The sequence below is a fragment of the Cupriavidus sp. UME77 genome (assembly GCF_014170355.1).
Lineage (GTDB): Bacteria > Pseudomonadota > Gammaproteobacteria > Burkholderiales > Burkholderiaceae > Cupriavidus > Cupriavidus basilensis.
This window is the reverse complement of the sequence record NZ_LZZU01000096.1, coordinates 55,270-77,653: the sequence shown is the minus strand read 5'-3', so window position 1 is coordinate 77,653 and position 22,384 is coordinate 55,270. Positions and strand designations below refer to the sequence as shown.

Genomic DNA, 22,384 nt, shown 5'->3' with positions numbered 1-22,384 from the left:
GCGTATCTATTAACGCAGTCACGCAAGAAAGGCGGGAATCGAAGTGTTTGGCGAGTTGCAAAAACCTCATGTGCTGGTGCTGGGCCTCGGCGAATCGGGGCTGGCGATGGCGCGCTGGTGCGGCCTGTATGGTGCACCCGTGCGCGTTGCCGACACGCGCGAGGCTCCCGCCAACCTGGTCTTCCTGCAGGCCGAGCTGCCCTCGGCCGAGTTTCATGGCGGCGCCCTTGCCGAAACGCTGCTGGACGGCATCGAACTGGTGACGATCAGCCCTGGCCTGTCGCCGCTGGAGAGCGATACCGCTGCGCTGCTGGCAGTGGCGCGCGAGCGTGGCATTCCGGTATGGGGCGAAATCGAGCTGTTCGCGCGCGCGCTCGCGCATCTGCGGGCAGAGTCGGGCTACGCGCCGAAGCTGCTGGCCATCACCGGCACCAACGGCAAGACCACCACTACCGCGCTGACCGGCCGCCTGGTGGAGCGCGCCGGCAAGAGCGTCGCGGTGGCGGGAAATATCAGTCCGTCGGCGCTGGACAAGCTGGCCGCCTGCATCGCCTCGGCCACGCTGCCCGAGGTCTGGGTGCTGGAACTGTCGAGCTTCCAGCTGGAGACCACGCATACGCTGGCGCCGCACGCGGCCACGGTGCTCAATATCACTCAGGACCATCTGGACTGGCACGGCAGCATGGAAGCCTATGCCGCCGCCAAGGCTCGGATCTTTGGCCCGGCGCCGGCGCCCGGCGAAGCCGGCTGCCTGCAGATCCTGAACCGCAACGACCGTCTCAGCCTGGATATGGCCCGCCCGGCCAGCGCACCGGTGACCTTCGGCACCGATCTGCCCGAATCGCCGGGCAGCTTCGGCGTCCTCCGCGAGGGCGGCATGCCCTGGCTGGTGGTGGCCGAGCCTGATAGCGAAGCGGAGGGCGAGAACAAGCCGCGCCGCCGCAAGGCCGCGGCCGCCGAGAGCGTGGAAGCCGTGCCGGTGCGCCACAAGCGCCTGATGCCGGCCGACGCGCTGCATATCCGTGGCATGCACAACGCCACCAACGCCATGGCCGCCCTGGCGCTGTGCCGCGCCATCGACCTGCCAATGAACGCGTTGCTGCATGGCCTGCGCGAGTACCGCGGCGAGCCGCACCGGGTGGAGTGGGTCGCCACGGTGGATGATGTCGAGTTCTTCGATGACAGCAAGGGCACCAATGTGGGCGCCACCGTCGCCGCGTTGTCCGGCCTGGACAAGCGGGTGGTGCTGATTGCCGGCGGGGAAGGCAAGGGACAGGATTTTTCGCCGCTGGCCGCGCCAGTGGCGCAGTACGCGCGCGCCGTGGTGCTGATCGGCAAGGATGCCGGCGAGCTGCGCCGCGCGCTCCAGGACACCGGGGTCACGCTGGCCGATGCCGCCACGCTGGAGCAGGCGGTCACGCTGGCTGCCGGCGCAGCGCAGGGCGGCGACGCCGTGCTGCTGTCGCCGGCGTGCGCCAGCCTCGACATGTTCCGTAATTATGTGCACCGTGCCGAAGTCTTTCGCGCCGCGGTGGAAGAACTGGCGATGTCCAGGGGGATCGTGCCATGAGCGACGCACAGGTCAAGCGTAGCGGCTTTATCGGGGCCACCATCGGCAACGCCTGGGGCGGCTTGCGCGATGCGGTGTCCGGTGTCAAGCCGACGCGCTCGCGCATGATGGAATACGACCAGCCACTGCTGTGGGTGGCGATCGTGCTGCTCGCGCTTGGCCTGGTGATGGTCTATTCGGCCTCGATCGCGCTGCCTGACTCGCCGCGCTACGCCAACTACCGCGAGAGCCACTTCCTGGCGCGCCACGCGTTCGCGCTGTTCATCGGACTGTCGATGGGACTGCTGGCCTTCCAGATTCCGGTCAAGTTCTGGGATAAGTACGCGCCCAAGCTGTTCGTGATCGCGCTGGTGATGCTGATCGTCGTGCTGGTGCCGTTCGTGGGCAAGGGCGTGAATGGCGCGCGGCGCTGGATTCCGCTGGGCATCATGAACTTCCAGCCGTCCGAGCTCATGAAGCTTGCGGTGGTGCTGTACACCGCCAACTACACCGTGCGCAAGCAGGAGTGGATGCAGAACGTGGGCAAGGGCTTCCTGCCGATGGGCGTGGCCGTGGTGGTGGTCGGCATGCTGCTGCTGCTGGAGCCCGACATGGGCGCCTTCCTGGTGGTGGCCACCGTCGCCATGGGCATCCTCTTCCTCGGCGGCATCAACGGCAAGCTGTTCGCCGGCCTGGTTGGCGTGGCAGTGGGCGCCTTCGCGCTGCTGATCACGGCGTCGCCCTGGCGGCGCGAGCGGATCTTCGCCTATCTCAACCCGTGGGAAGAAGCCAACGCGCTGGGCAAGGCTTACCAGCTCACCCATTCGCTGATCGCCTTCGGCCGCGGCGAGTGGACCGGGGTGGGGCTGGGCGGCAGCATCGAGAAACTGCACTACCTGCCCGAGGCCCATACCGACTTCATCCTCGCCGTGATTGGCGAGGAATTCGGCTTTGTGGGCGTGCTGGTCGTGATCGTGCTGTTCTACTGGATGGTGCGCCGTGCCTTCGAGATCGGCCGCACCGCGCTGCAGCTCGACCGTACCTTTGCCGGCCTGGTGGCCAAGGGCATCGGCATCTGGGTTGGCTGGCAGACCTTTATCAATATGGGTGTGAACCTGGGCCTGCTGCCGACCAAGGGGCTGACCTTGCCGCTGGTGAGCTACGGCGGCTCGGGCATTTTGATGAACTGCGTGGCGCTGGCGATCCTGCTGCGCATCGACTACGAGAATCGGGTGATGATGCGCGGAGGGAAGGTATGACGGCACCGCGCACCTTGCTCGTGATGGCTGGCGGCACCGGGGGGCATGTCTTCCCCGGGCTGGCGGTCGCGCGCGCGCTACGTGAGCAGGGCTGGCGAGTGGTATGGCTGGGCAACCGCACCGGCATGGAAGCCACGCTGGTGCCCAAGTACGACATCCCGATGGAGTTCATCCAGTTTGGCGGCCTGCGCGGCAAGGGTCCGCTGACCAAGCTGATGCTGCCGCTGAACCTGTTGCGCGCCTTCTGGCAAAGCCTGCAGGCTTTGCGCCGGGTGCGTCCCAACGTGGTGCTGGGCATGGGAGGCTATATTACGTTCCCCGCCGGCATGATGGCTTCGCTGCTGGGGCGGCCGCTGGTGCTGCACGAGCAGAACTCGATTGCCGGGCTGGCCAACAAGGTACTGGCCAAGGTCGCGGACCGGGTGCTGTGCGCCTTCCCGAATGCGTTGCCTGACAGCGAGTGGACCGGCAACCCGGTGCGCGACGAAGTGGCGCACATGCCGGCGCCCGAAGCGCGCTACGACGGCCGCACCGGCCCGTTGCGGCTGCTGGTGGTGGGCGGCAGCCTGGGCGCGGCGGCGCTCAACGAGGTCGTGCCCAAGGCGCTGGCGCTGCTGCCGCAAGGCGAGCGCCCGCTCGTCAAGCACCAGGCCGGCGCGAAGCAGATCGACACGCTGCGCGCCAACTACCAGGCCGCCGGCGTGGCGGCGGAAGCCTTGCCCTTTATCGACGACATGGCGGCGGCATACGCAGAGGCGGATCTGGTGATCTGCCGCGCGGGCGCAATGACCGTGTCGGAGGTGGCGGCGGCAGGCGTGGCGGCACTATTCGTGCCGTTCCCGCATGCGGTCGATGACCACCAGACCACCAATGCGGAATTCCTTTCGACCCAGGATGCCGCCTTGCTGGTCCAACAGAACGAACTGACCGCGAGCGGGCTGGCGCAGACGCTGGCCTCGCTGTCGCGGCCCCGACTCAGAGAGATGGCGCATCAGGCGCGCGGTCTTGCCAAGCCCGAAGCGACCCGGCGCGTGGCGGAGATCTGCAGCCAGATGGCCAGGGATTGAACCAACGGATTCATGAAGCACATCGTCAAGAACATCCATTTCGTAGGCATCGGCGGCGCCGGCATGAGCGGCATCGCCGAGGTCCTATTGAACCTGGGCTACAAGGTCTCAGGGTCCGACGTGGGCAGCAATGCCGCCACGCGGCGCCTCGCGTCGCTCGGCGCGACCGTGATGCACGGGCATGATGCCGCCAACGTCAACGGCGCCAACGCCGTTGTGGTGTCCACCGCCGTGACCAACGACAACCCCGAGGTGCTGGCCGCGCGCGCCAAGCGCATCCCGGTGGTGCCGCGCGCGGTGATGCTGGCCGAGCTGATGCGTCTGAAGCAGGGCGTGGCCATCGCCGGCACGCATGGCAAGACCACCACCACCAGCCTGGTGGCGTCGGTGCTGGCCGAAGGCGGACTCGATCCCACCTTCGTGATCGGCGGCCGGCTCAACTCGGCGGGCGCCAACGCGCGCCTGGGCACGGGCGACTTCATCGTGGCCGAGGCCGACGAGTCGGATGCCTCGTTCCTGAACCTGTTCCCGGTGATCGAGGTCATCACCAACATCGACGCCGACCACATGGACACCTACGGGCATGACTTTGCCCGGCTCAAGCAGGCGTTCGTGGAGTTCACCCAGCGCCTGCCGTTCTATGGCATCGCCGTGCTGTGCGTGGACGACCCCAACGTGCGCGAGATCATGCCGTTCGTGTCCAAGCCGATCGTGCGCTACGGCTTTGCCGAAGATGCGCAGGTGCGCGCGGTCAATGCCCGCGCCGTCGACGGCCAGATGCATTTCACCGTGCTGCGCCAGTTGAACGGACACGCCGAGGCGCCGCTGGAGGTGGTGCTGAACCTGCCGGGCATGCACAACATCCAGAACGCGCTGGCGGCGATTGCCATCGCGACCGAGCTGGAAGTGCCGGACGCCGCCATCGTCAAGGCGCTGCGCGAGTTCCACGGGGTGGGACGACGCTTCCAGCGCTATGGCGAAGTGGCCTGCGTCGGCACTAACGAGCAGGGCGAGGCCAAGAGCGCAGGCACCTTCACGCTGGTGGACGACTACGGCCACCATCCGGTCGAGATGGCGGCGACGCTGGCCGCCGCGCGCGGTGCGTTCCCGGGGCGCCGGCTGGTGCTGGCGTTCCAGCCGCACCGCTATACCCGCACGCGTGACTGCTTCGAGGACTTCGTCAAGGTACTGGGCACCGTGGATGCACTGCTGCTGGCGGAGGTCTACGCCGCCGGCGAAGCCCCGATTGTGGCCGCCGATGGCCGCGCGCTGACGCGCGCGCTGCGCGTGGCTGGCAAGGTTGAACCCGTTTTTGTGGAGCAGATCGACGAAATGCCGCAGGCTATCCTGAACGCCGTGCGTCCCGGCGATGTGGTGGTGACGATGGGCGCGGGCACGATCGGTACCGTGCCCGGACAACTGGTTTCGCAGCAAGCCGGGGGGCAGGCATGAGCTTCGTCGCCCATCCCAATATCGATCCCAAGGCGCTGGGCAAGGTTGGCGTGCTGCTCGGCGGCCGCTCGGCCGAACGCGAGATTTCGCTGCTGTCGGGCAACGGCGTGCTGGCAGCGCTGCGCTCGCGCGGCGTCGATGCCCATGCCTTCGATCCCGGCCTGCAGTCGGTGGCCGAACTGGCCACGGCTGGCTTTGACCGCGTCTTTATTGCCCTGCATGGCCGCTACGGTGAAGACGGCACCATCCAGGGCCTGCTCGAGCAACTCGGCGTGCCCTATACCGGCAGCGGCGTGCTGGCCTCGGCGCTGGCCATGGACAAGCAGGCCACCAAGCGCTTGTGGACCACGCACGGCCTGCCCACGCCGCGCTTCGCCATGCTGCACGCCGATACCGATTTCGATGCCGTGGTGGCCGACCTGGGCCTGCCCCTGATCGTAAAGCCGGCGCGCGAGGGCTCGTCCATCGGCCTGACCAAGGTGACCGAGGCCGGCCAGATGCGTGCCGCCTTCGAGAAGGCCGCGGCGCTGGACAACGACGTGATCGCCGAAACCTTTATCGACGGCGCGGAGCTGACCTGCCCGATCGTGGGGGAGGGCGCCACCGCCGAAGCGCTGCCGGTGATCCGCATCGTCGCGCCCGGCGCGAACTACGACTATCAGAACAAGTACTTTACTGACGATACCCAGTATCTGTGCCCGTCGGGCCTGCCCGCCGACGTGGAAGCCGAAGTCCGGCGCCTGGCGGTGCAATCCTTCCGCGTGCTGGGTTGCCGCGGCTGGGCGCGCGCCGACGTGATGCTCGGTGCCGACAACAAGCCTTACCTGCTCGAGATGAATACCTCGCCCGGCATGACCGGCCATTCGCTGGTGCCGATGGCGGCGCGCGCGGTGGGCATCAGCTACGAGGACTTCGTCATGCAGGTGATTGCCGCGGCCACGCTGGACCTGCATCCCAGCGCGGCCTGGAAGCCCGATTGAGCATAGACCGAGCCAACACTGAACCCTGACTGACCGGAACCGGGACAACCCAACGCCATGTGGCATAACACTCGCCTGCTTAACCTGATCGCCTCCACGCTCTATGCGCTGGTGGCGATGATGGCGTTCGCGGCCGGCATGCTATGGCTGGCGCAGCGGCCGGTGTTTGCCATTACCCACGTCGAGCTGATGTCGATGGAAGGCGGCACCCTGCGCCATGTCAATGCGCCGAGCGTGCGCGCCAACGCGCTGGGCAAGCTGTCGGGGAGCTTTTTCACGCTCGACCTGAACGAGGCGCGCCAGATCTTCGAGTCGGTGCCCTGGGTGCGCCGTGCCAGCGTACGGCGCGAATGGCCCAACGGGCTGGCGGTCGAGGTCGAGGAGCACGAAGCCCTCGGTACGTGGGGCAATGCCGACAGTGGCCGCCTGATCAACACTTATGGTGAAGTTTTCGTCGCCAATCCGGCCGAAGCCGAGGAAGATGCCCAGTTGCTCGCACTCGATGGCCCGCCGGACAGCGAGGGCGACGTGGTGGACAAGCTCGAAGTCATGCGCGAGTGGTTCAAGCCGCTGAAGGTGGAGCCGCTGGCGGTCACGCTGTCGTCCCGCTACGCCTGGCGCGCCAAGCTCTCCAACGGCATGGTGGTGGAGCTTGGCCGTGAACAAAACGACGAGGAGCGCGACGCCATGGACCAGCGCGTCAAGCGGTTCGTGGTGGCCTGGCCCCAGGTCACGGAGCAGTGGGGCAAGCAGATCGAGTATGCGGACCTGCGATACCCCAACGGGTTCGCGATTCGCGCGGCCAACGTGCGCTTCCTGACCGACGCCCAGGCAGCGGCGGCGGCCAAGGCGAGAGCAACTGGTTCCAGTACGAGCACTAGCACGAGCACCGGCGCGAACACGAACGCCAGCACCAATCCGAACAACAATCCGACGCGACTCAAGAGCAAGAACGCGGAGAAAAACCGATGAGCAAGGAATACAAGGACCTACTGGTCGGTCTCGATATCGGCACTTCCAAAGTGGCCGCGGTGGTGGCCGAGTTGCGCCCCGACGGCAGCTACGAAGTGATCGGGATGGGCCAGTCAGAGTCCAAGGGTCTGAAGAAAGGGGTCGTGGTCAATATCGAGGCCACCGTGCAGTCCATCCAGCGCGCGCTGGAGGAGGCTGAGCTGATGGCCGACTGCAAGATCTCCGAGGTGTTTACCGGCATCGCCGGCAGCCATATCCGCAGCTTCAATTCCAGCGGCATGGTGGCGATCAAGGACAAGGAGGTCACCCAGACCGATGTGGCCCGGGTGATCGAGACCGCCAAGGCGGTCAATATCCCGACCGACCAGCAGATCCTGCACATCCTCACGCAGGAATTCATCATCGACGGCCAGGAAGACGTGCGCGAGCCCATCGGCATGAGTGGCATCCGCCTGGAAGTGAAGGTGCATATCGTCACCGGCGCGGTCAGCGCGGCGCAGAACATCGTCAAATGCGTGCGCCGTTGCGGCCTGGAGGTGCACGACCTGATCCTGCAGCCGCTGGCTTCCAGCCTGGCGGTGCTGACCGAGGACGAGAAGGAACTCGGCGTGGTGCTGGTCGATATCGGTGGCGGCACCACCGATATCGCCATCTTCAGCGAAGGCGCGATCCGGCATACGGCCGTGATCCCCATCGCCGGCGACCAGATCACCAACGACATCGCCATGGCGCTGCGCACGCCCACGCCCGATGCCGAGGACGTCAAGATCCAGTACGGCATCGCCAAGCAGGCCATCGCCGACCCGGAAGACATGATCGAGGTCCCGGGCGTTGGCGACCGCGGCACGCGTTCGCTATCGCGCCAGGCGCTGGCCGCCGTGATCGAGCCGCGTATCGAGGAGTTGTACTCGCTGGTGCACCAGGTGGTGCGCGAGTCGGGCTATGAGGAATTGCTGTCGTCGGGGGTCGTGATCACCGGCGGCACCGCGATGATGCCGGGCATGGTGGAGCTGGGCGAGGACATCTTCCTCAAGCCGGTTCGGGTCGGCGTGCCGGAATATCGCGGAAATTTGCACGAAGTAGTAAAGAGTCCGCGCTATTCGACCGTAATGGGACTACTGCTCGAAGGCCGCGTGCAGCGCATGCGCGGGCGCAAGGTGGCGGTGCAGAGCGGCTCGGTCAAGCAGGTGTGGACCCGCATGAAGGAATGGTTCGTCGGCAACTTCTGAACGTTGCGGGCGACTGGATTGCACTGGATTGAATGGCGGGCCTGTCCACCGAATGGCGGGCAGGCCGTTGAACACGCAGTTTTTTGATGGTTTCTTGTTCAGTAACCAAGGGTTGCGGCGGGGAGGCTGCAGCGTTTGGCGGCTGATTCTTCTTGGAGGCAGTGATGGACTTTGACATGATCGAAACGGAATTGCAGGACGGCACCATCATCAAGGTGATCGGCGTGGGCGGCGCGGGCGGTAACGCTGTGCAGCACATGATCAGCCGTGGCGTGCAAGGCGTCGAATTTATCTGCATGAACACCGATGCGCAGGCGCTCAAGCGCTCCAGCGCTTCGCGCGTGTTGCAGCTCGGCAACACCGGCCTGGGGGCCGGCGCCAAGCCGGAGGTCGGCCGCAACTGTGCAGATCAGGCGCGCGAGCAGATCGCCGACTCGCTGCGTGGTGCGCACATGGTCTTCATCACTGCCGGCATGGGCGGTGGCACCGGTACCGGCGCTGCCCCGGTCGTGGCCCAGGTTGCCAAGGAAATGGGCATCCTGACCGTGGGCGTGGTCAGCAAGCCCTTCGAGTTCGAAGGCGCGCGCCGCGCCAAGGTGGCGGAAGCTGGCTCGGGCGAGCTGGAGTCCTGCGTCGATTCGCTGATCGTTGTGCTCAACGAAAAGCTGTTCGAAGTGATGGGCGATGACGCCGAGATGGACAAGTGCTTCCAGTGCGCCGACGACGTGCTGCACAACGCGGTTGCCGGCATTGCCGAGATCATCAATGTCGACGGCCTGGTGAACGTCGACTTCGAAGACGTGAAGACGGTCATGGGCGAGCAGGGCAAGGCCATGATGGGCACGGCCACCGTGTCGGGCGTTGACCGCGCCCGCCTGGCTGCCGAGCAGGCTGTCGCCAGCCCGCTGCTGGAAGGCGTGGACCTGTCGGGCGCACGCGGGGTGCTGGTCAACATCACGGCCAGCCGCTCGCTCAAGCTGTCGGAAACCAAGGAAGTCATGAACACCATCCGCAGCTACGCCGCGGAAGATGCCACCGTGATCTTCGGCACGGTGTACGACGACGCCATGGGCGATGCACTGCGCGTGACCGTGGTGGCGACGGGCCTGGGCCGTTCGGCCAAGAAGCAACAGCCGATGACCCTGCTCAAGACCGGTACCGACAACATGCCGGTGCAGATGATGGGCAACATGACCAGCAACGTGGGCGTAAGCCACAGCAGCGCGCCGGACTACAGCAATCTGGACACGCCGGCGGTATGGCGCAGCTCGCGCGAGTCTGCGTCCGCCCACGTGGCTGCGCTGCAGGAGAAGGGTGTGGATACGTACGACATCCCGGCCTTCCTGCGCAAGCAGGCGGACTGAGTTGGCTCGGCAAGGTGCCGGCAGGGCCGGTTGCCTTCAGGCTGCGACCCCGGACCAGCGAAACACGCAAGCGCTCCCTACGCTCGTGTTCCGCCCGGTGGTTTCGGACTGAGCGGCAACCCGCCAGGCTGCCCTTTCGCTGACGCTCAGGCTGCATCCCGTCGCCGGGACAGGCGTGCCTCCGGCCGCCTCCCCGGACTGGTCTCCCGCCCCTCCCGGCCGGGATGTGTCGTCGTCCGCGCGTCGATCGCAAGATCGGCGCGCGGATTTCTTTCAAGAACAGCGTGGCCCGCAGCATGAAAAGCCGCCTTCAAGTGATGTAAGCGTCGTGCGCCGCGCCGCGCGGCGCGAGCCACCCGATGTTCCCTGCGCAAGAGCCTGGGTACCGCCTTGTCGGAGGATTCCGACGAAGCAACGGGCGGTGAACCGCCTTGGGCAGCCGCGGCGGGCGAACTATGATGCTAAACAGGGTTTTTACCGAGACAGGAAGACACAGCATGATCGCTATTGGAGCGCGTGTGCCGGACGCCACGCTGAATGAGTTCTTTGAGGTTGAAACCGGCGGCTGCGCCCTTGGGCCCAATTCCTTCTCGGCGCTGGAACTCGCGCGTGGCCGCAAGATCGTGGTGTTCGGCCTGCCCGGCGCCTTTACGCCGACCTGCTCCGCCAAGCATGTGCCGGGCTTTGTCGCGCAGGCAGACGCGCTGCGCGCAGTCGGCGTGGACGAGATCTGGTGTGTATCGGTCAACGACGCCTTTGTCATGGGCGCCTGGGGCCGGGAGCAGAAGACCGGCGGCCGTGTGCGCATGATGGCCGACGGCAGCGCCGAATGGACCCGCCGGCTGGGCCTGGAGCAAGACCTGACCGCACGTGGCATGGGCATACGCTCCAAGCGCTATGCCATGGTGCTTGACGATGGCGTGGTGTCCCATCTGTGGCTTGAAGCGCCTGGCGAGTTCAAGGTCAGCAGCGCCGAAGCCGTGCTGGCTGCGTTGCGCGCGTAATACGAGAGTGCGCCGGCACGCGTCACAAAAGTGATGTATTGTGCTTTTATGGTGATTTATTTCTTCTTGCTAACACACCGAAACAAAGTGACGCAGCGCAGCAAACGAAGCAATGGTAAAATCGCTATATTGGAAAGTGTACTTGATAGATTTTAATAATAGCTGAGACTGTCATGTTAAAACAGCGCACCATCAAATCCCTGGTCAAGACCGTTGGCATTGGTTTGCACTCGGGCCGTAAAGTGACGCTGACGCTGCGCCCGGCCCCGGTGGATACCGGCATCGTATTCACCCGCGTCGACCTGCCCGAAGCGGTCGAAATCGTCGCGAGCGCGTCAGCCATTGGCGACACGCGCCTGGCGTCCGTCCTGCAGAAGGACGGCGCGCGCGTTTCGACCGTCGAGCATTTGATGTCCGCCTGCGCGGGCCTTGGCATCGACAACCTGTATGTGGATGTCGACGCCGAAGAAATCCCCATCATGGACGGCAGCGCCGCATCTTTCGTCTTTCTGCTGCAGTCGGCCGAGATCGAGCAGCAATCGGCGCCCAAGCATTTCATCCGCGTGAAGAAGGCCGTGGAAGTGCGTGAAGGCGACAAGCTGGCGCGGCTGGAGCCCTTCTTTGGCTTCAAGCTGGCGTTCACCATCGATTTCCGCCATCCTGCGGTGGACAAGACCGGCCAGACCTTCGCCATTGACTTCGCCGACACCAGCTATGTGCGCGAAATCGCCCGCGCCCGCACCTTCGGCTTTGCCCATGAAGTGGAAGCCCTGCGCGAGATGGGCCTGGCGCGCGGCGGCAGCCTGGACAACGCGATCGTGCTCGACGAGCACCGCATGCTGAATAACGAAGAACTGCGCTACGGCGACGAGTTCGTGCGCCACAAGATCCTGGATGCGATTGGTGACCTGTACGTGGTCGGGCATCCGCTGATCGGCGCGTATATCGCCAACAAGTCCGGGCACGGCCTCAACAACCAGCTGTTGCGCGCGTTGCTGGCCGATCAGGAAGCCTACGAGATGGTGACGTTCGAGCGCGTCGAGGATGCGCCGCCAGCGTTCCTGCCGCAGCTGGCGCCGGCGTTCGCGTAGCGCGGGAAGGGAGTTCAGGGCCGCTGCACGGTCCTATGTGAAAGCCGGCCACTAGGCCGGCTTTTTCACGTTTGGGCGTCGAACCGGCCCGCGCTTCAGGTATCAGCGGCCGCCGACGCTTTCACCTTTCACCGATGGTGGGACAACAGCGTATTCAGTGCATCGCGCAACGGCGACTCGGGCAGTTCCTGGGCCAGCTGGGTCAGGCTGGACAAGCCGGTCGCCGACATCCGCGCGACCTTGGGCTTCACCACCGGCCCGGTGTCCCAATCGCTCTGCCGCCCGACCTCCGGTTGTACCCTCACCCGGATTGCGGTAATCTGCGATCCCCGCTGTTGCAGTCTCGAAAGTAGTGTAGGGACCACTTGCCGGACTCGTGCCGCTGCGGCCCCATGGGCGGCAAGCAACAGCAAAGTTCGCTCCGATTGGCCTTGCCCAATGCCGCGGGCGTCTTGCTTGACGCCGGCTACAGCGATGCCATCCTGCAGTCCGCGTGGCAGGAGCGATAGCACCTCAGCCTCCAGTACCGCCAGTTCCCGTGCCGTCTGCATCAGGGCCGAGACCGGGCCAGCCTTGTCCAGCCAGTCGTTAAGCGGCTTGGCGGCGGGCGTCTGGAGGGCGTAATGGGTAAACATGCGCATGCGCGCATTCTAGCGTGCCGTTCGCGTCAGTGCGGCGGCTTATGCGTCGCGGCTGCCCGGCCTGCGCCGGCCAGGCATGAGAAGGAGTTGCGCCATGCAGATCATCGTGCTTCACCCACGCCTACCGCGTGTTCGCCATTTCACCCTGTCGCGGGGCAAGATCCTTGCCGGCATCGCGTTGCTGTGCCTGGTCGTTGCGCTGGTGTCGTCGGCCCTGACCTGGATCGTGGCGCGCTCGGGCATCGCAGCGCCGGCCAGGGCACCGGGCGACGACGCTTACCTGCGGGCCAACCTCAATGTGCTCGCGACCCGCGTGGGCGAGATCCAGGCCCGGATGGTGCGGCTGGATGCGCTTGGCGAGCGGGTCTCGGGGCTGGCCGGCATCGCGCCCAAGGAATTCAACTTCCGGCAGCCGCCCGGGCGCGGCGGCCTGGCCGCATCCGCGCAGTCGCGCACCTCGAGCCTGCCGGAGCTGCAGCTTGCGCTGGCACGCCTGTCGGACCAGGCCGAGCAGCACGCGGACTATTTCGACGCGGTGGCAAGTACCTTGCTGGACCGCCAGAGCGAGAGCCGCCGTGTCCCGCGCGTGCTGCCGGTGGCTAGCGGCTACGACGCATCCGGCTTTGGCTGGCGCTTCGATCCGTTCACCGGGCGCCGCACTCCGCATGATGGTGTGGATTTTTCGGCACCCACGGGCACCCCGATCGTGGCGGCGGCCGGCGGCGTGGTGGTTGCGGCGGAATGGCATCCAGAATATGGCAACCTGATCGACATCGACCACGGCAACGGCCTCAAGACCCGCTATGCGCACGCGTCCAAGCTGCAGGTGAAGGCCGGCGACCTCGTCAAGCCTGGCCAGCAGATCGCCCTGGTGGGCTCCACCGGGCGCTCCACCGGCGCGCACCTGCATTTCGAGGTGCATGTGGACGGTGTTCCACAAAACCCGAATCGCTTCCTGGCCATCGCCAAGCCTGCGCCGGCCCAGGTTGCCCAGGCGCCGGACCCCACCGATCGCAATCTCATCCGTTGAAGAACCGGGGCGTCGCCCCGATGTCGGAAGGATTGGATGCGCGGGTTGTGTCCGGGCCGTCAAGTGGTGGGGGATGCATGGTGTGGTTTGCACAGCGTTTCACCTGCCGCTTGGTTCCGGTCGTGACCCGCGCGCATGATAAACTCGGCGTTTTGCGCCAATCTTCCTATTTCCTCGCGCGGTCCGCCCTGGGCAGCCGGCCAAGCCGGCGGCTAGGCCGCCCTAGTGCGTACCACGGCGGCGTACCACTCGCGTAGGTGAAAGCAATCGATGATCACGGGCCTTCTCAAGAAAGTCTTCGGCAGCCGTAATGAACGGCTGATCAAACAATATGGCAGGACCGTCGCGCAGATCAATGCGCTGGAACCGAAGTTCGAGGCACTTTCGGATGACGACCTGCGTGGCATGACCGAGATTTTCCGGCAGCGCCACGCCGCCGGGGAGTCGCTCGAGGCGTTGCTGCCCGAGGCCTTCGCGGTGTGCCGCGAGGCCAGCAAGCGGATCATGAAGATGCGCCACTTTGACGTCCAGCTCATCGGCGGCATGGTGCTCAACGACAACAAGATCGCTGAAATGCGCACCGGCGAGGGCAAGACCCTTACCGCGACGCTGCCGGTGTACCTCAATGCCATTACCGGCCGCGGCGTGCACGTTGTCACGGTCAACGACTACCTGGCCCAGCGTGACGCCGAGTGGATGGGGCGCCTGTACAACTTCCTCGGCCTGTCGGTCGGCGTGAACCTGTCGCAGATGCCGCACGACCAGAAGGCCGCTGCCTATGCGTCCGACATCACGTACGGCACCAACAACGAGTTCGGCTTCGACTACCTGCGCGACAACATGGTCTACGACCCTGGCCAGCGCGTGCAACGTCCGCTGAACTACGCCATCGTCGACGAGGTGGACTCGATCCTGATCGACGAAGCGCGCACCCCGCTGATCATCTCGGGCCAGGCGGAGAACCAGACCGACCTGTACCAGCGCATGAACGGCGTGCCCAAGCTGCTGGTGCGCCAGATCGGCGAGGAAAAGGCCGACGGCACCGGCGTCGAGAAACCGGGCGACTACTTCGTCGACGAAAAGGGCCACCAGGTCTACCTGACCGAGGCCGGCCACGAGAAGGCCGAAGAGATCCTGATGCAGCAAGGCCTGATCGGCGAGGGCGAATCGCTCTACGCGCCGCAGAACATCACGCTGATGCATCACCTCTACGCCGCACTGCGCGCGCAGAGCCTGTTCCATCGCGACCAGCATTATGTGGTGCAGAACGACGAAGTCGTCATCGTCGACGAGTTCACCGGCCGCCTGATGACCGGACGGCGCTGGTCCGACGGCTTGCACCAGGCCGTGGAAGCCAAGGAAGGCGTGACGATCCAGCAGGAAAACCAGACGCTGGCGACGATCACCTTCCAGAACTACTTCCGCATGTACGAGAAGCTGTCCGGCATGACCGGCACGGCCGATACGGAAGCCTACGAATTCCAGGAGATCTACGGCCTGGAAGTGGTGGTCATCCCCACCAACCGTGGCGCCCAGCGCAAGGACTTCCAGGACCAGATCTACAAGACCTCGAACGAGCGCTACGACGCCGTGGTGCGCGATATCCGCGACTGCTACGAGCGCGGCCAGCCCGTGCTGGTGGGCACCACCTCGATCGAGACCTCGGAATACCTGTCCGGCCTGCTCGACAAGGCCAAGCTGCCGCACCAGGTGCTCAACGCCAAGCAGCACGAGCGCGAGGCCGAGATCGTGGCGCAGGCGGGCCGCCCCAAGATGATCACCATCGCCACCAACATGGCGGGCCGTGGCACCGACATCGTGCTGGGCGGCAACGTGGAGAAGCAGGCTGGCTTCATCGAAGCCGACGAAAGCCTCTCCGAGGCCGACAAGGCCGCGCGCATCGCCCATCTGGAAGGCGAGTGGCAGTCGCTGCACGAGCAGGTCAAGGCCGCCGGCGGCCTGCATATCGTGGGCACCGAGCGCCATGAGTCGCGCCGTATCGACAACCAGCTGCGCGGCCGTGCCGGCCGCCAGGGCGATCCGGGCTCGTCCCGCTTCTACCTGTCGCTGGACGACCAGTTGCTGCGCATCTTTGCCGGCGACCGCGTGCGCGCCATCATGGAACGCCTGAAGATGCCGGAAGGCGAGCCGATCGAAGCGGGCATCGTCACGCGCTCGATCGAATCCGCCCAGCGCAAGGTGGAAGGCCGCAACTTCGATATCCGCAAGCAGCTGCTGCAGTACGACGACGTGGCCAACGACCAGCGCAAGGAAATCTACAAGCTGCGCAACGAGGTGCTCGAGTCGCAAGACGTTGGCGAGATGGTGAAGAACCTGCGCCAGAGCGTGCTGGTCGAGATGTTCCGCGACCACGTGCCGGCCGACACCATGGAAGAGCAGTGGGACATCAAGGGCCTGGAGACCAAGCTGCGCGAGGAATGGTCCCTGGACGTGCCGCTGGCCGCGACCATCGAGGCCGCCCAGAGCATCGAGGACGAGGTGCTGCTGGACAAGATCATGCACGCGGCCGACGAGCGCTACGATGCCAAGGTCAAGCAGGTTGGCCGCGAATCGTTTGCCGGCTTCGAGCGTTCGGTGATGCTGCAAAGCATCGATACGCACTGGCGTGAGCACCTGGCCGCGCTGGATCACCTGCGCCAGGGCATCCACCTGCGCGGCTATGCGCAGAAGGATCCCAAGCAGGAATACAAGCGCGAGTCCTTCGAGCTGTTCGCCCGCCTGCTGGACGTGATCAAGGTAGAAGTCACCCGGGTGATCTTCAACGTGCAGATCCAGTCGCCGGAAGAGCTCGAGCAGGCCTCGGAGCAGATCGAGGAAGGCCTGTCGCACCTCGCCAACGTGCAGTACAAGCACGAGGAGTTCGACGAGGCCACGCAGGGCGCGGAGAGCGTGGGCAGCAGCGCGCCCGAGCGCGCCGGCGTTGCCTACGCCGCCGCGGCGGAAGCCGCGGGCATGGCCAAGGTGGGGCGCAACGATCCCTGCCCATGCGGCTCCGGCAAGAAGTTCAAGTTGTGCCACGGCAAGCTCAGCTAAGCCGCGCACCGTGAAGTCAGCAAACATGCCCGCGCAAGCGGGCATGTTCGTCAGGGGCGGGGCATTCAGTTGAGAGCGCCGCCGTCTGGCAGCAGCAGAAACAGCAAAACCAGCAACGTCGAACGCATAGAGGAAAGCACATGGCCGTCAACCTGCCCCTGCCGCTGGCAGAAAACCTGAAACCTGTCGCCGGCGTCGAGCTCGGTTGGGCCGAAGCGGGTGTCCGCAAGGCCAACCGCAAGGACGTGCTGGTGGTGCGCGTTGCCCAAGGCAGCACCGTTGCGGGCGTGTTCACCCGCAACCGCTTCTGCGCCGCACCGGTGCAGGTCTGCCGCGAGCACCTGGCCGCCGGCAAGGGCATCCGCGCGATCGTGGTCAACACCGGCAATGCCAATGCCGGCACCGGCGAGCCGGGCCTGGCCAATGCGCGCGCCACCTGTGATGCGTTGGCCGCGCAACTCGGCATTGCTCCGGAGCAAGTGCTGCCGTTCTCGACCGGCGTGATTCTCGAGCCGCTGCCGGTGGACCGCATCACCGCCGCGCTGCCCGCCGCCATCGCCAATGCCAAGCCCGACAACTGGCTGGCCGCGGCGGAGTCGATCATGACCACCGACACCCAGCCCAAGGCTGCCTCGCGCACCGTGCAGATCGGCGGCAAGACCGTGACGTTGTCCGGCATCAGCAAGGGCGCGGGCATGATCCGCCCCAATATGGCGACCATGCTCGGCTTCGTCGCTACCGATGCCACCGTGTCGCAGGATGTGCTGCAGGCGCTGGTGTCGTACGCGGCGGATCACTCCTTCAACAGCATCACCATCGATGGCGACACGTCGACCAATGACTCCTTCGTGCTGATCGCCAGCGGCAAGGCCGGCGCGCCGGCCATCGAGCGTGCCGAGGGTGCGGACTTCGAGGCCCTGCGCGCCGCGCTGACCGACCTGTCGCAGGAACTGGCGCAGATGATCGTGCGCGATGGCGAAGGCGCCACCAAGCTGATGACCATCCAGGTCGAGGGCGGCAAGGACGTGGCCGAATGCCGCCTGATCGCCTACGCGGTGGCGCATTCGCCGCTGGTCAAGACTGCCTTCTACGCCTCGGACCCTAACCTGGGCCGCATCCTGGCCGCGGTGGGCTATGCCGGCGTGGACGATCTCGAAGTGGAGCGTGTCAATCTGTGGCTGGACGATGTCCTGGTCGCGCGCGACGGTGGCCGCAACCCCGAGTATCGTGAGGAAGACGGCCAGCGTGTGATGAAGCAGGCCGAAATCACCGTGCGCATCGCGCTGGGCCGTGGCGACGCCACCGCCACGGTCTGGACCTGCGACCTGTCGCACGACTACGTTTCGATCAACGCGGACTATCGTTCGTAAGCACCAGCCAGGCACGCATTGCGTGCGTGCCGCTCCCGCCAGCGCGGGGACGGCACGCCAGCCGCTCGCCCTCCTGCCAACGATCCGCTTTTCCCCCAAGCCGCCATGTCAGACCTTGCTGCCCGCCTCGATAGTTTCCTCGCCCGCCTTGAACAATGGCTGCCACCCCAGCTGACCGACGCAGACTGGGAGCAGGCCGTCGCTTTCCGCTGGCGCAAGCGGCAGAGCCTGTTCGGCAACATCGGCTACCTGCAGGCGATCCGCCAGCTGCCGCCGATCCATCTCGACGACCTGAAGAACATCGAGCGGCAGAAGGATGCCATCGTGGCCAATACGCGCCAGTTCGTGCAGCGCCTGCCGGCCAACAACGTGCTGCTGACGGGCGCGCGCGGCACCGGCAAGTCCTCGCTGATCAAGGCCTGCCTCAATGCCTTCGTCAAGGATGGCCTGCGCCTGGTGGAAGTGGACAAGGATGACCTGGGTGACCTCGGCGATATCGTCGAGCAGTTGTCGGGGCGTCCCGAGCGTTTTGCCATCTTTTGCGACGACCTGTCGTTCGAAGAAGGCGAGTCGGGCTACAAGTCGCTGAAGTCGGCGCTGGACGGCTCGGTGGCCGCGCAGTCGGACAATGTGCTGATCTACGCCACCTCCAACCGCCGCCATCTGCTGCCCGAGTACATGAAGGACAACGAGACTTACCGGCACACCGACGATGGCGAGATCCATCCCGGCGAAGTGGTGGAGGAAAAGATCTCGCTGTCCGAGCGCTTCGGGCTGTGGCTGTCGTTCTACCCGCCCAAGCAGGACGAGTACCTGGCCATCGTCGGCCACTGGCTCGGGCACTTTGGCTGCAGCGCAGAAGACATCGCCGCAGCACGTGGCGATGCGCTGGTGTGGGCGCTGGAGCGCGGCTCGCGCTCGGGGCGGGTGGCCTGGCAGTTCGCCCGCGACTGGGGCGGTAAGCATGGCAAGCCTTATATGGCCTCGGCGCAGGACGGCCAGGCATGAGCGAGGCATCGCAGGTGACCGATGCAGCGGCGCCGGCGCGCAAGGTGACCGAGGTCGCCGTTGGCGTGCTGGTGCAGCCCGACGGGCGCTTCCTGCTGGCCCAGCGGCCGGCGGGCAAGCCCTACGAAGGCTACTGGGAGTTCCCGGGCGGCAAGCTGGAGCCGGGCGAATCGGTGGAAGAGGCGCTGGCGCGCGAGCTGCATGAGGAGCTCGGCATCGAGGTGGGCGCCAGCGTGCGCTGGCACGTGCTGGAGCATGATTACCCGCATGCCTATGTGCGCCTGCATTTCTGCAAGGTCACTGCATGGACGGGCGAGCTGGTCGGCCGCGAGGGCCAGGCCTTCTCGTGGCAATCGGCGCCGGTAGACGTGGGCCCCTTGCTGCCCGCTACGATCCCCGTGGTGGACTGGCTGGCTGCCGAGAGCGGCACCGCCTGAACTGCCTGAACTGCCTGAAGCGTCGGGGCCGTCGGGGCCGCAACGGTCGCGCGGTGCTTAGTCCTCGTCTTGCTCGTCCGGCGAGGGCTCCTCGCCGGGTTTGCCGCCAATCACGTATTTCTCGGACGCCCACGCGCCTAGGTCGATCTGCTTGCAGCGGTTCGAGCAGAAGGGACGGAATTTACTCTCGGGTACCCAGGCCACGTCCGTGCCGCAGGTGGGGCATTTGACTACGGTTGTCATTGCTTCAGAAATTGCAGAGCTTGAGCAGGAAGGGGATGTCGGCGTCGACTGAACGGGGGCGCAAATCGCCATCCTGCTGCGTGAAACGGACCCACAGCATGTACTTGTTGGCGCTCATCTCGGGGATGAAGGCCAACAGCGATTCATCCAGCAGCACCTGCATCAACTGGTAGCTGCGACCGGACAGCATCTGCTGGTAGCTGCCGCCGGTGGCGATGACCTTGCCGCTCTGGCCGGACTCGCGCAGCAGGCGCAACACGGTATTGGTGCCAAGGCGCAGCGGCACCAGCGGGCGCGCCCACTTGAGGATGTCCGCGCGGCGGTCTTCGACGGGACGGTGCTGCCAGGCGTAGTAGGCCGGCAGATCGAACTCGCAGGTGCCGCCTGGGATGATGGCGCGACTGCGGATGCTGGTCAGCCACTCGTTATCGGTCAGCAACTGGCCGGCCTTGCCAACCGACTGGTTAAGCTGGGTGACCGCCTGCTCGATCTCGCTGATGACGCCATCCAGCGCACCCTGGTCGATCTGCGGATTGGCGCGCAGCGCGGCAAGCGCCTGGCGCTGGCGTTCCAGTTCCTTGAGCAGGTCGGTCTTCAGGTCCGCGCGGCCGGCGACGTCGATGATCTCGAACAGCGTCGTCAACGCCACGTGATGCTGCAGGGCGTGATCCTGGCCGAGAAAATAATCCAGCCGATCGAACAGGTCTTCCAGGCGCAGGAGAGTCCTGATGCGTTCGTTAAAAGGATATTCGTACAGAATCAATGGGTGTATCCGTGCAACAGGGCGGGTTGGCGGGTGGGCGATCTGACCCGGGCAGCATTGCCGGAGCGGCGAGGCTCCCGGTGTATGCGGGCCTGTGCGATGCGAATCGGCCTGGGCCCGCAATATCGGCAGTATGCGGCCATTTCCCGCGTGATTCCAGCGCATTCTATGTGAGACCGCCAAACAGGACAATGAAACGGCCGACTTGGGGTGTCGCATGCAGCACCGCACAAAGATGGTGCGGGATGCTGCCAGTCACTCCGCCTGTGACTGTCTAGACGCCAGCCAGGGTCCGGTACAACTGGTCCAGGCGATCCACCTGGGCGGGCAGGGCTTCCGCCGGGCCCTCGTTGTCGACCACATCATCGGCGGCGGCCAGGCGTTCGCTGCGCCTGGCCTGCCTGGCCATGATGGCCTCGACCTGGGCCTGGGAAAAGCCGTTGCGTGCCATGACCCGCGCAACCTGCGTGGCCTCGCTGCAATCCACCACCAGCACCCGGTCCACCCGCGCGCGCCATGAGCCCGACTCGACCAGCAGCGGGACCACGTAGATCAGGTAAGGATGCAGCCCGGAGGCGCGGATCGCGGCGGCGCGCGCCTCGGTCAACTGGCGGATCAGGGGGTGGGTGATGCCCTCCAGCCGGGCCTTGGCCGCGGGGTCCGAGAACACCAGCTCGCGCATGGCATTGCGGTCCATGGCGCCGTCGGCGCGCAGGCAGGCGGGGCCAAAGGCTTCCAGCAGGGCAGGGATGGCCAGCCCGCCCGGCGCGGTGATCTCGTGCGCGAGCAGGTCGGTGTCGATCAGAGCGGCGCCGCGCGCGGCGAACAGGTCCGCCACGCGGGTCTTGCCAGAGCCGATGCCTCCGGTCAGTCCGATTTGCAGCATGTAGGCCTCGAAGCTTGCTGTGGGTGTGATAAGGGCCGCCTTGCGGCGGCCGGCGCCCGGCGTCCGTTCAGCCCGCAATGCCCAGCGGCAGCACATTGGGCCCAAAGAACAGCACAAGCAGCCCGGCTCCGGCGATATAGGGGCCGAAGGCGAAGTGCGTATCGCGATCCTGACGGCGCAGCGCGATATTGGCAAGCGCGAAAACCAGCCCCACCACGGAGGAAAGCAGCACCAGCGCCGGCAGGGCCTGCCAGCCGAACCAGGCGCCCAGCGCGCCCATCAGCTTGAAGTCGCCATAGCCCATGCCTTCCTTGCCCCGCACCAGCTTGAAGATCCAGTACACCGTCCACAGCAGCAGGTAGCCGGCGGCCGCGCCGATCACGGCATCCGCCAGCGGTGCGAACAGCCCGCCGAGATTGAGCAGCAGGCCCAGCCATACCAGCGGCAGCGTGATCTGGTCGGGCAGAAGCTGCGTGTCGGCGTCGATCAGGGTGAGGGTGATCAGGGCCCAGATCAGAGCGATGGCCGCGAGAGCCTGCCAGGTCGGGCCGAAGTGCGCGGTGGCCAGAGCGGTGAGCAGCGCGGTGCCCGCTTCCACTAGCGGATAGCGCGCGCCGATGGGCGCGGCGCACGATGAGCAGCGCCCGCGCAGGAACAGGTAGCTCAGTACCGGAATGTTCTCCAGCGCGCCGATGGCGTGTCCGCAGTGCGGGCACGCCGAGCGCGGCACCATCAGGTTGTAGGGCTCGGGGTGGGGGATCGGGTCGTCGCGCAGCGACGCGATGTAGTTGGCTTCGTCATGCTCCATCATGCGCGGCAGGCGGTGCACCACCACGTTGAGGAAGCTGCCGACCAGCAAGCCGATCAGCGCGGCGGCGGCGACCAGGAACCAGGGCGGCAGCGCCGCCAGCTCGGCAATGGTCTGCGCGGGGGCAGCCAGTGAAGAAATCGCGCCACTGGCGCCATCCGCGGAAAACAGCCACAT

At 65.9% G+C, this 22,384-nt stretch carries 20 protein-coding genes; 15 read left to right on the top strand and 5 right to left on the bottom strand.

Annotated features, from left to right (window positions below; all coding sequences use genetic code 11):
• The first annotated feature begins 43 nt into the window (after positions 1–43).
• The 10 genes from murD (at position 44) to lpxC (ending at position 11,967) form a co-directional block, all read left to right on the top strand.
• On the top strand, positions 44–1,570 hold the full coding sequence (gene murD / locus A9975_RS36965) for a UDP-N-acetylmuramoyl-L-alanine--D-glutamate ligase (protein WP_183037056.1): 1,527 nt from the start codon (positions 44–46) through the stop codon (positions 1,568–1,570).
• Complete coding sequence (gene ftsW / locus A9975_RS36960; protein ID WP_150986807.1) at positions 1,567–2,808, top strand: putative lipid II flippase FtsW; 1,242 nt, start codon at positions 1,567–1,569, stop codon at positions 2,806–2,808. The genes murD and ftsW overlap by 4 nt, the downstream gene beginning before the upstream one ends.
• Positions 2,805–3,875, top strand: a complete 1,071-nt coding sequence (murG, locus tag A9975_RS36955) for an undecaprenyldiphospho-muramoylpentapeptide beta-N-acetylglucosaminyltransferase (RefSeq protein WP_183037055.1) — start codon at positions 2,805–2,807, stop codon at positions 3,873–3,875. The genes ftsW and murG overlap by 4 nt, the downstream gene beginning before the upstream one ends.
• A 12-nt stretch (positions 3,876–3,887) precedes the next feature.
• The gene (gene murC / locus A9975_RS36950; protein WP_150986809.1) at positions 3,888–5,327 is read left to right on the top strand and encodes a UDP-N-acetylmuramate--L-alanine ligase; all 1,440 of its coding nucleotides are present in this window, start codon (positions 3,888–3,890) and stop codon (positions 5,325–5,327) included.
• On the top strand, positions 5,324–6,307 hold the full coding sequence (locus A9975_RS36945; protein WP_150986810.1) for a D-alanine--D-alanine ligase: 984 nt from the start codon (positions 5,324–5,326) through the stop codon (positions 6,305–6,307). Before murC ends, A9975_RS36945 begins: the two co-directional genes overlap by 4 nt.
• A gap of 57 nt (positions 6,308–6,364) precedes the next feature.
• Complete coding sequence (locus tag A9975_RS36940) at positions 6,365–7,279, top strand: cell division protein FtsQ/DivIB (protein ID WP_183037054.1); 915 nt, start codon at positions 6,365–6,367, stop codon at positions 7,277–7,279.
• Positions 7,276–8,508 (top strand): cell division protein FtsA, encoded by a 1,233-nt coding sequence (ftsA, locus tag A9975_RS36935; RefSeq protein ID WP_035875601.1) that lies wholly within the window; start codon positions 7,276–7,278, stop codon positions 8,506–8,508. Before A9975_RS36940 ends, ftsA begins: the two co-directional genes overlap by 4 nt.
• A gap of 164 nt (positions 8,509–8,672) precedes the next feature.
• On the top strand, positions 8,673–9,872 hold the full coding sequence (gene ftsZ / locus A9975_RS36930; protein ID WP_006162527.1) for a cell division protein FtsZ: 1,200 nt from the start codon (positions 8,673–8,675) through the stop codon (positions 9,870–9,872).
• Positions 9,873–10,369: 497 nt separating this feature from the next.
• Positions 10,370–10,876, top strand: a complete 507-nt coding sequence (locus tag A9975_RS36925; protein ID WP_183037053.1) for a peroxiredoxin — start codon at positions 10,370–10,372, stop codon at positions 10,874–10,876.
• A gap of 173 nt (positions 10,877–11,049) precedes the next feature.
• Positions 11,050–11,967: a UDP-3-O-acyl-N-acetylglucosamine deacetylase gene (gene lpxC / locus A9975_RS36920; RefSeq protein WP_183037052.1), complete on the top strand. Its 918-nt coding sequence runs from the start codon at positions 11,050–11,052 to the stop codon at positions 11,965–11,967.
• Between the two features lie 128 nt (positions 11,968–12,095).
• Here lpxC and A9975_RS36915 read toward each other — a convergent pair whose 3' ends face one another.
• Positions 12,096–12,608, bottom strand: coding sequence for a DciA family protein (locus tag A9975_RS36915; RefSeq protein WP_150986814.1), 513 nt, complete (start codon positions 12,606–12,608; stop codon positions 12,096–12,098).
• A gap of 94 nt (positions 12,609–12,702) precedes the next feature.
• Between A9975_RS36915 and A9975_RS36910 the strand changes: the two genes are divergently transcribed.
• The 5 genes from A9975_RS36910 (at position 12,703) to A9975_RS36890 (ending at position 19,507) form a co-directional block, all read left to right on the top strand.
• Positions 12,703–13,638: a M23 family metallopeptidase gene (locus tag A9975_RS36910; RefSeq protein WP_183037051.1), complete on the top strand. Its 936-nt coding sequence runs from the start codon at positions 12,703–12,705 to the stop codon at positions 13,636–13,638.
• Between the two features lie 270 nt (positions 13,639–13,908).
• Entirely contained in the window at positions 13,909–16,692 is a 2,784-nt protein-coding gene (gene secA, locus A9975_RS36905; protein WP_183037050.1) for a preprotein translocase subunit SecA, read from the top strand.
• A gap of 140 nt (positions 16,693–16,832) precedes the next feature.
• Positions 16,833–18,062: a bifunctional glutamate N-acetyltransferase/amino-acid acetyltransferase ArgJ gene (gene argJ / locus A9975_RS36900; protein WP_183037049.1), complete on the top strand. Its 1,230-nt coding sequence runs from the start codon at positions 16,833–16,835 to the stop codon at positions 18,060–18,062.
• A 105-nt stretch (positions 18,063–18,167) separates the two neighbouring features.
• The gene (locus A9975_RS36895; protein WP_150986818.1) at positions 18,168–19,070 is read left to right on the top strand and encodes an ATP-binding protein; all 903 of its coding nucleotides are present in this window, start codon (positions 18,168–18,170) and stop codon (positions 19,068–19,070) included.
• Positions 19,067–19,507 (top strand): NUDIX domain-containing protein, encoded by a 441-nt coding sequence (locus A9975_RS36890; RefSeq protein ID WP_183037048.1) that lies wholly within the window; start codon positions 19,067–19,069, stop codon positions 19,505–19,507. Before A9975_RS36895 ends, A9975_RS36890 begins: the two co-directional genes overlap by 4 nt.
• A 57-nt stretch (positions 19,508–19,564) precedes the next feature.
• Here A9975_RS36890 and A9975_RS36885 read toward each other — a convergent pair whose 3' ends face one another.
• The 4 genes from A9975_RS36885 to A9975_RS36870 all read right to left on the bottom strand — a co-directional run bounded on the left by A9975_RS36885 (position 19,565) and on the right by A9975_RS36870 (position 22,384).
• Positions 19,565–19,750 (bottom strand): DNA gyrase inhibitor YacG, encoded by a 186-nt coding sequence (locus tag A9975_RS36885; protein WP_043349767.1) that lies wholly within the window; start codon positions 19,748–19,750, stop codon positions 19,565–19,567.
• A gap of 4 nt (positions 19,751–19,754) precedes the next feature.
• Positions 19,755–20,513, bottom strand: a complete 759-nt coding sequence (gene zapD, locus A9975_RS36880; protein ID WP_150986821.1) for a cell division protein ZapD — start codon at positions 20,511–20,513, stop codon at positions 19,755–19,757.
• Between the two features lie 274 nt (positions 20,514–20,787).
• Positions 20,788–21,399, bottom strand: coding sequence for a dephospho-CoA kinase (gene coaE, locus A9975_RS36875; protein ID WP_183037047.1), 612 nt, complete (start codon positions 21,397–21,399; stop codon positions 20,788–20,790).
• 67 nt (positions 21,400–21,466) lie between these two features.
• On the bottom strand, positions 21,467–22,384 hold the full coding sequence (locus A9975_RS36870; protein ID WP_255504280.1) for an A24 family peptidase: 918 nt from the start codon (positions 22,382–22,384) through the stop codon (positions 21,467–21,469).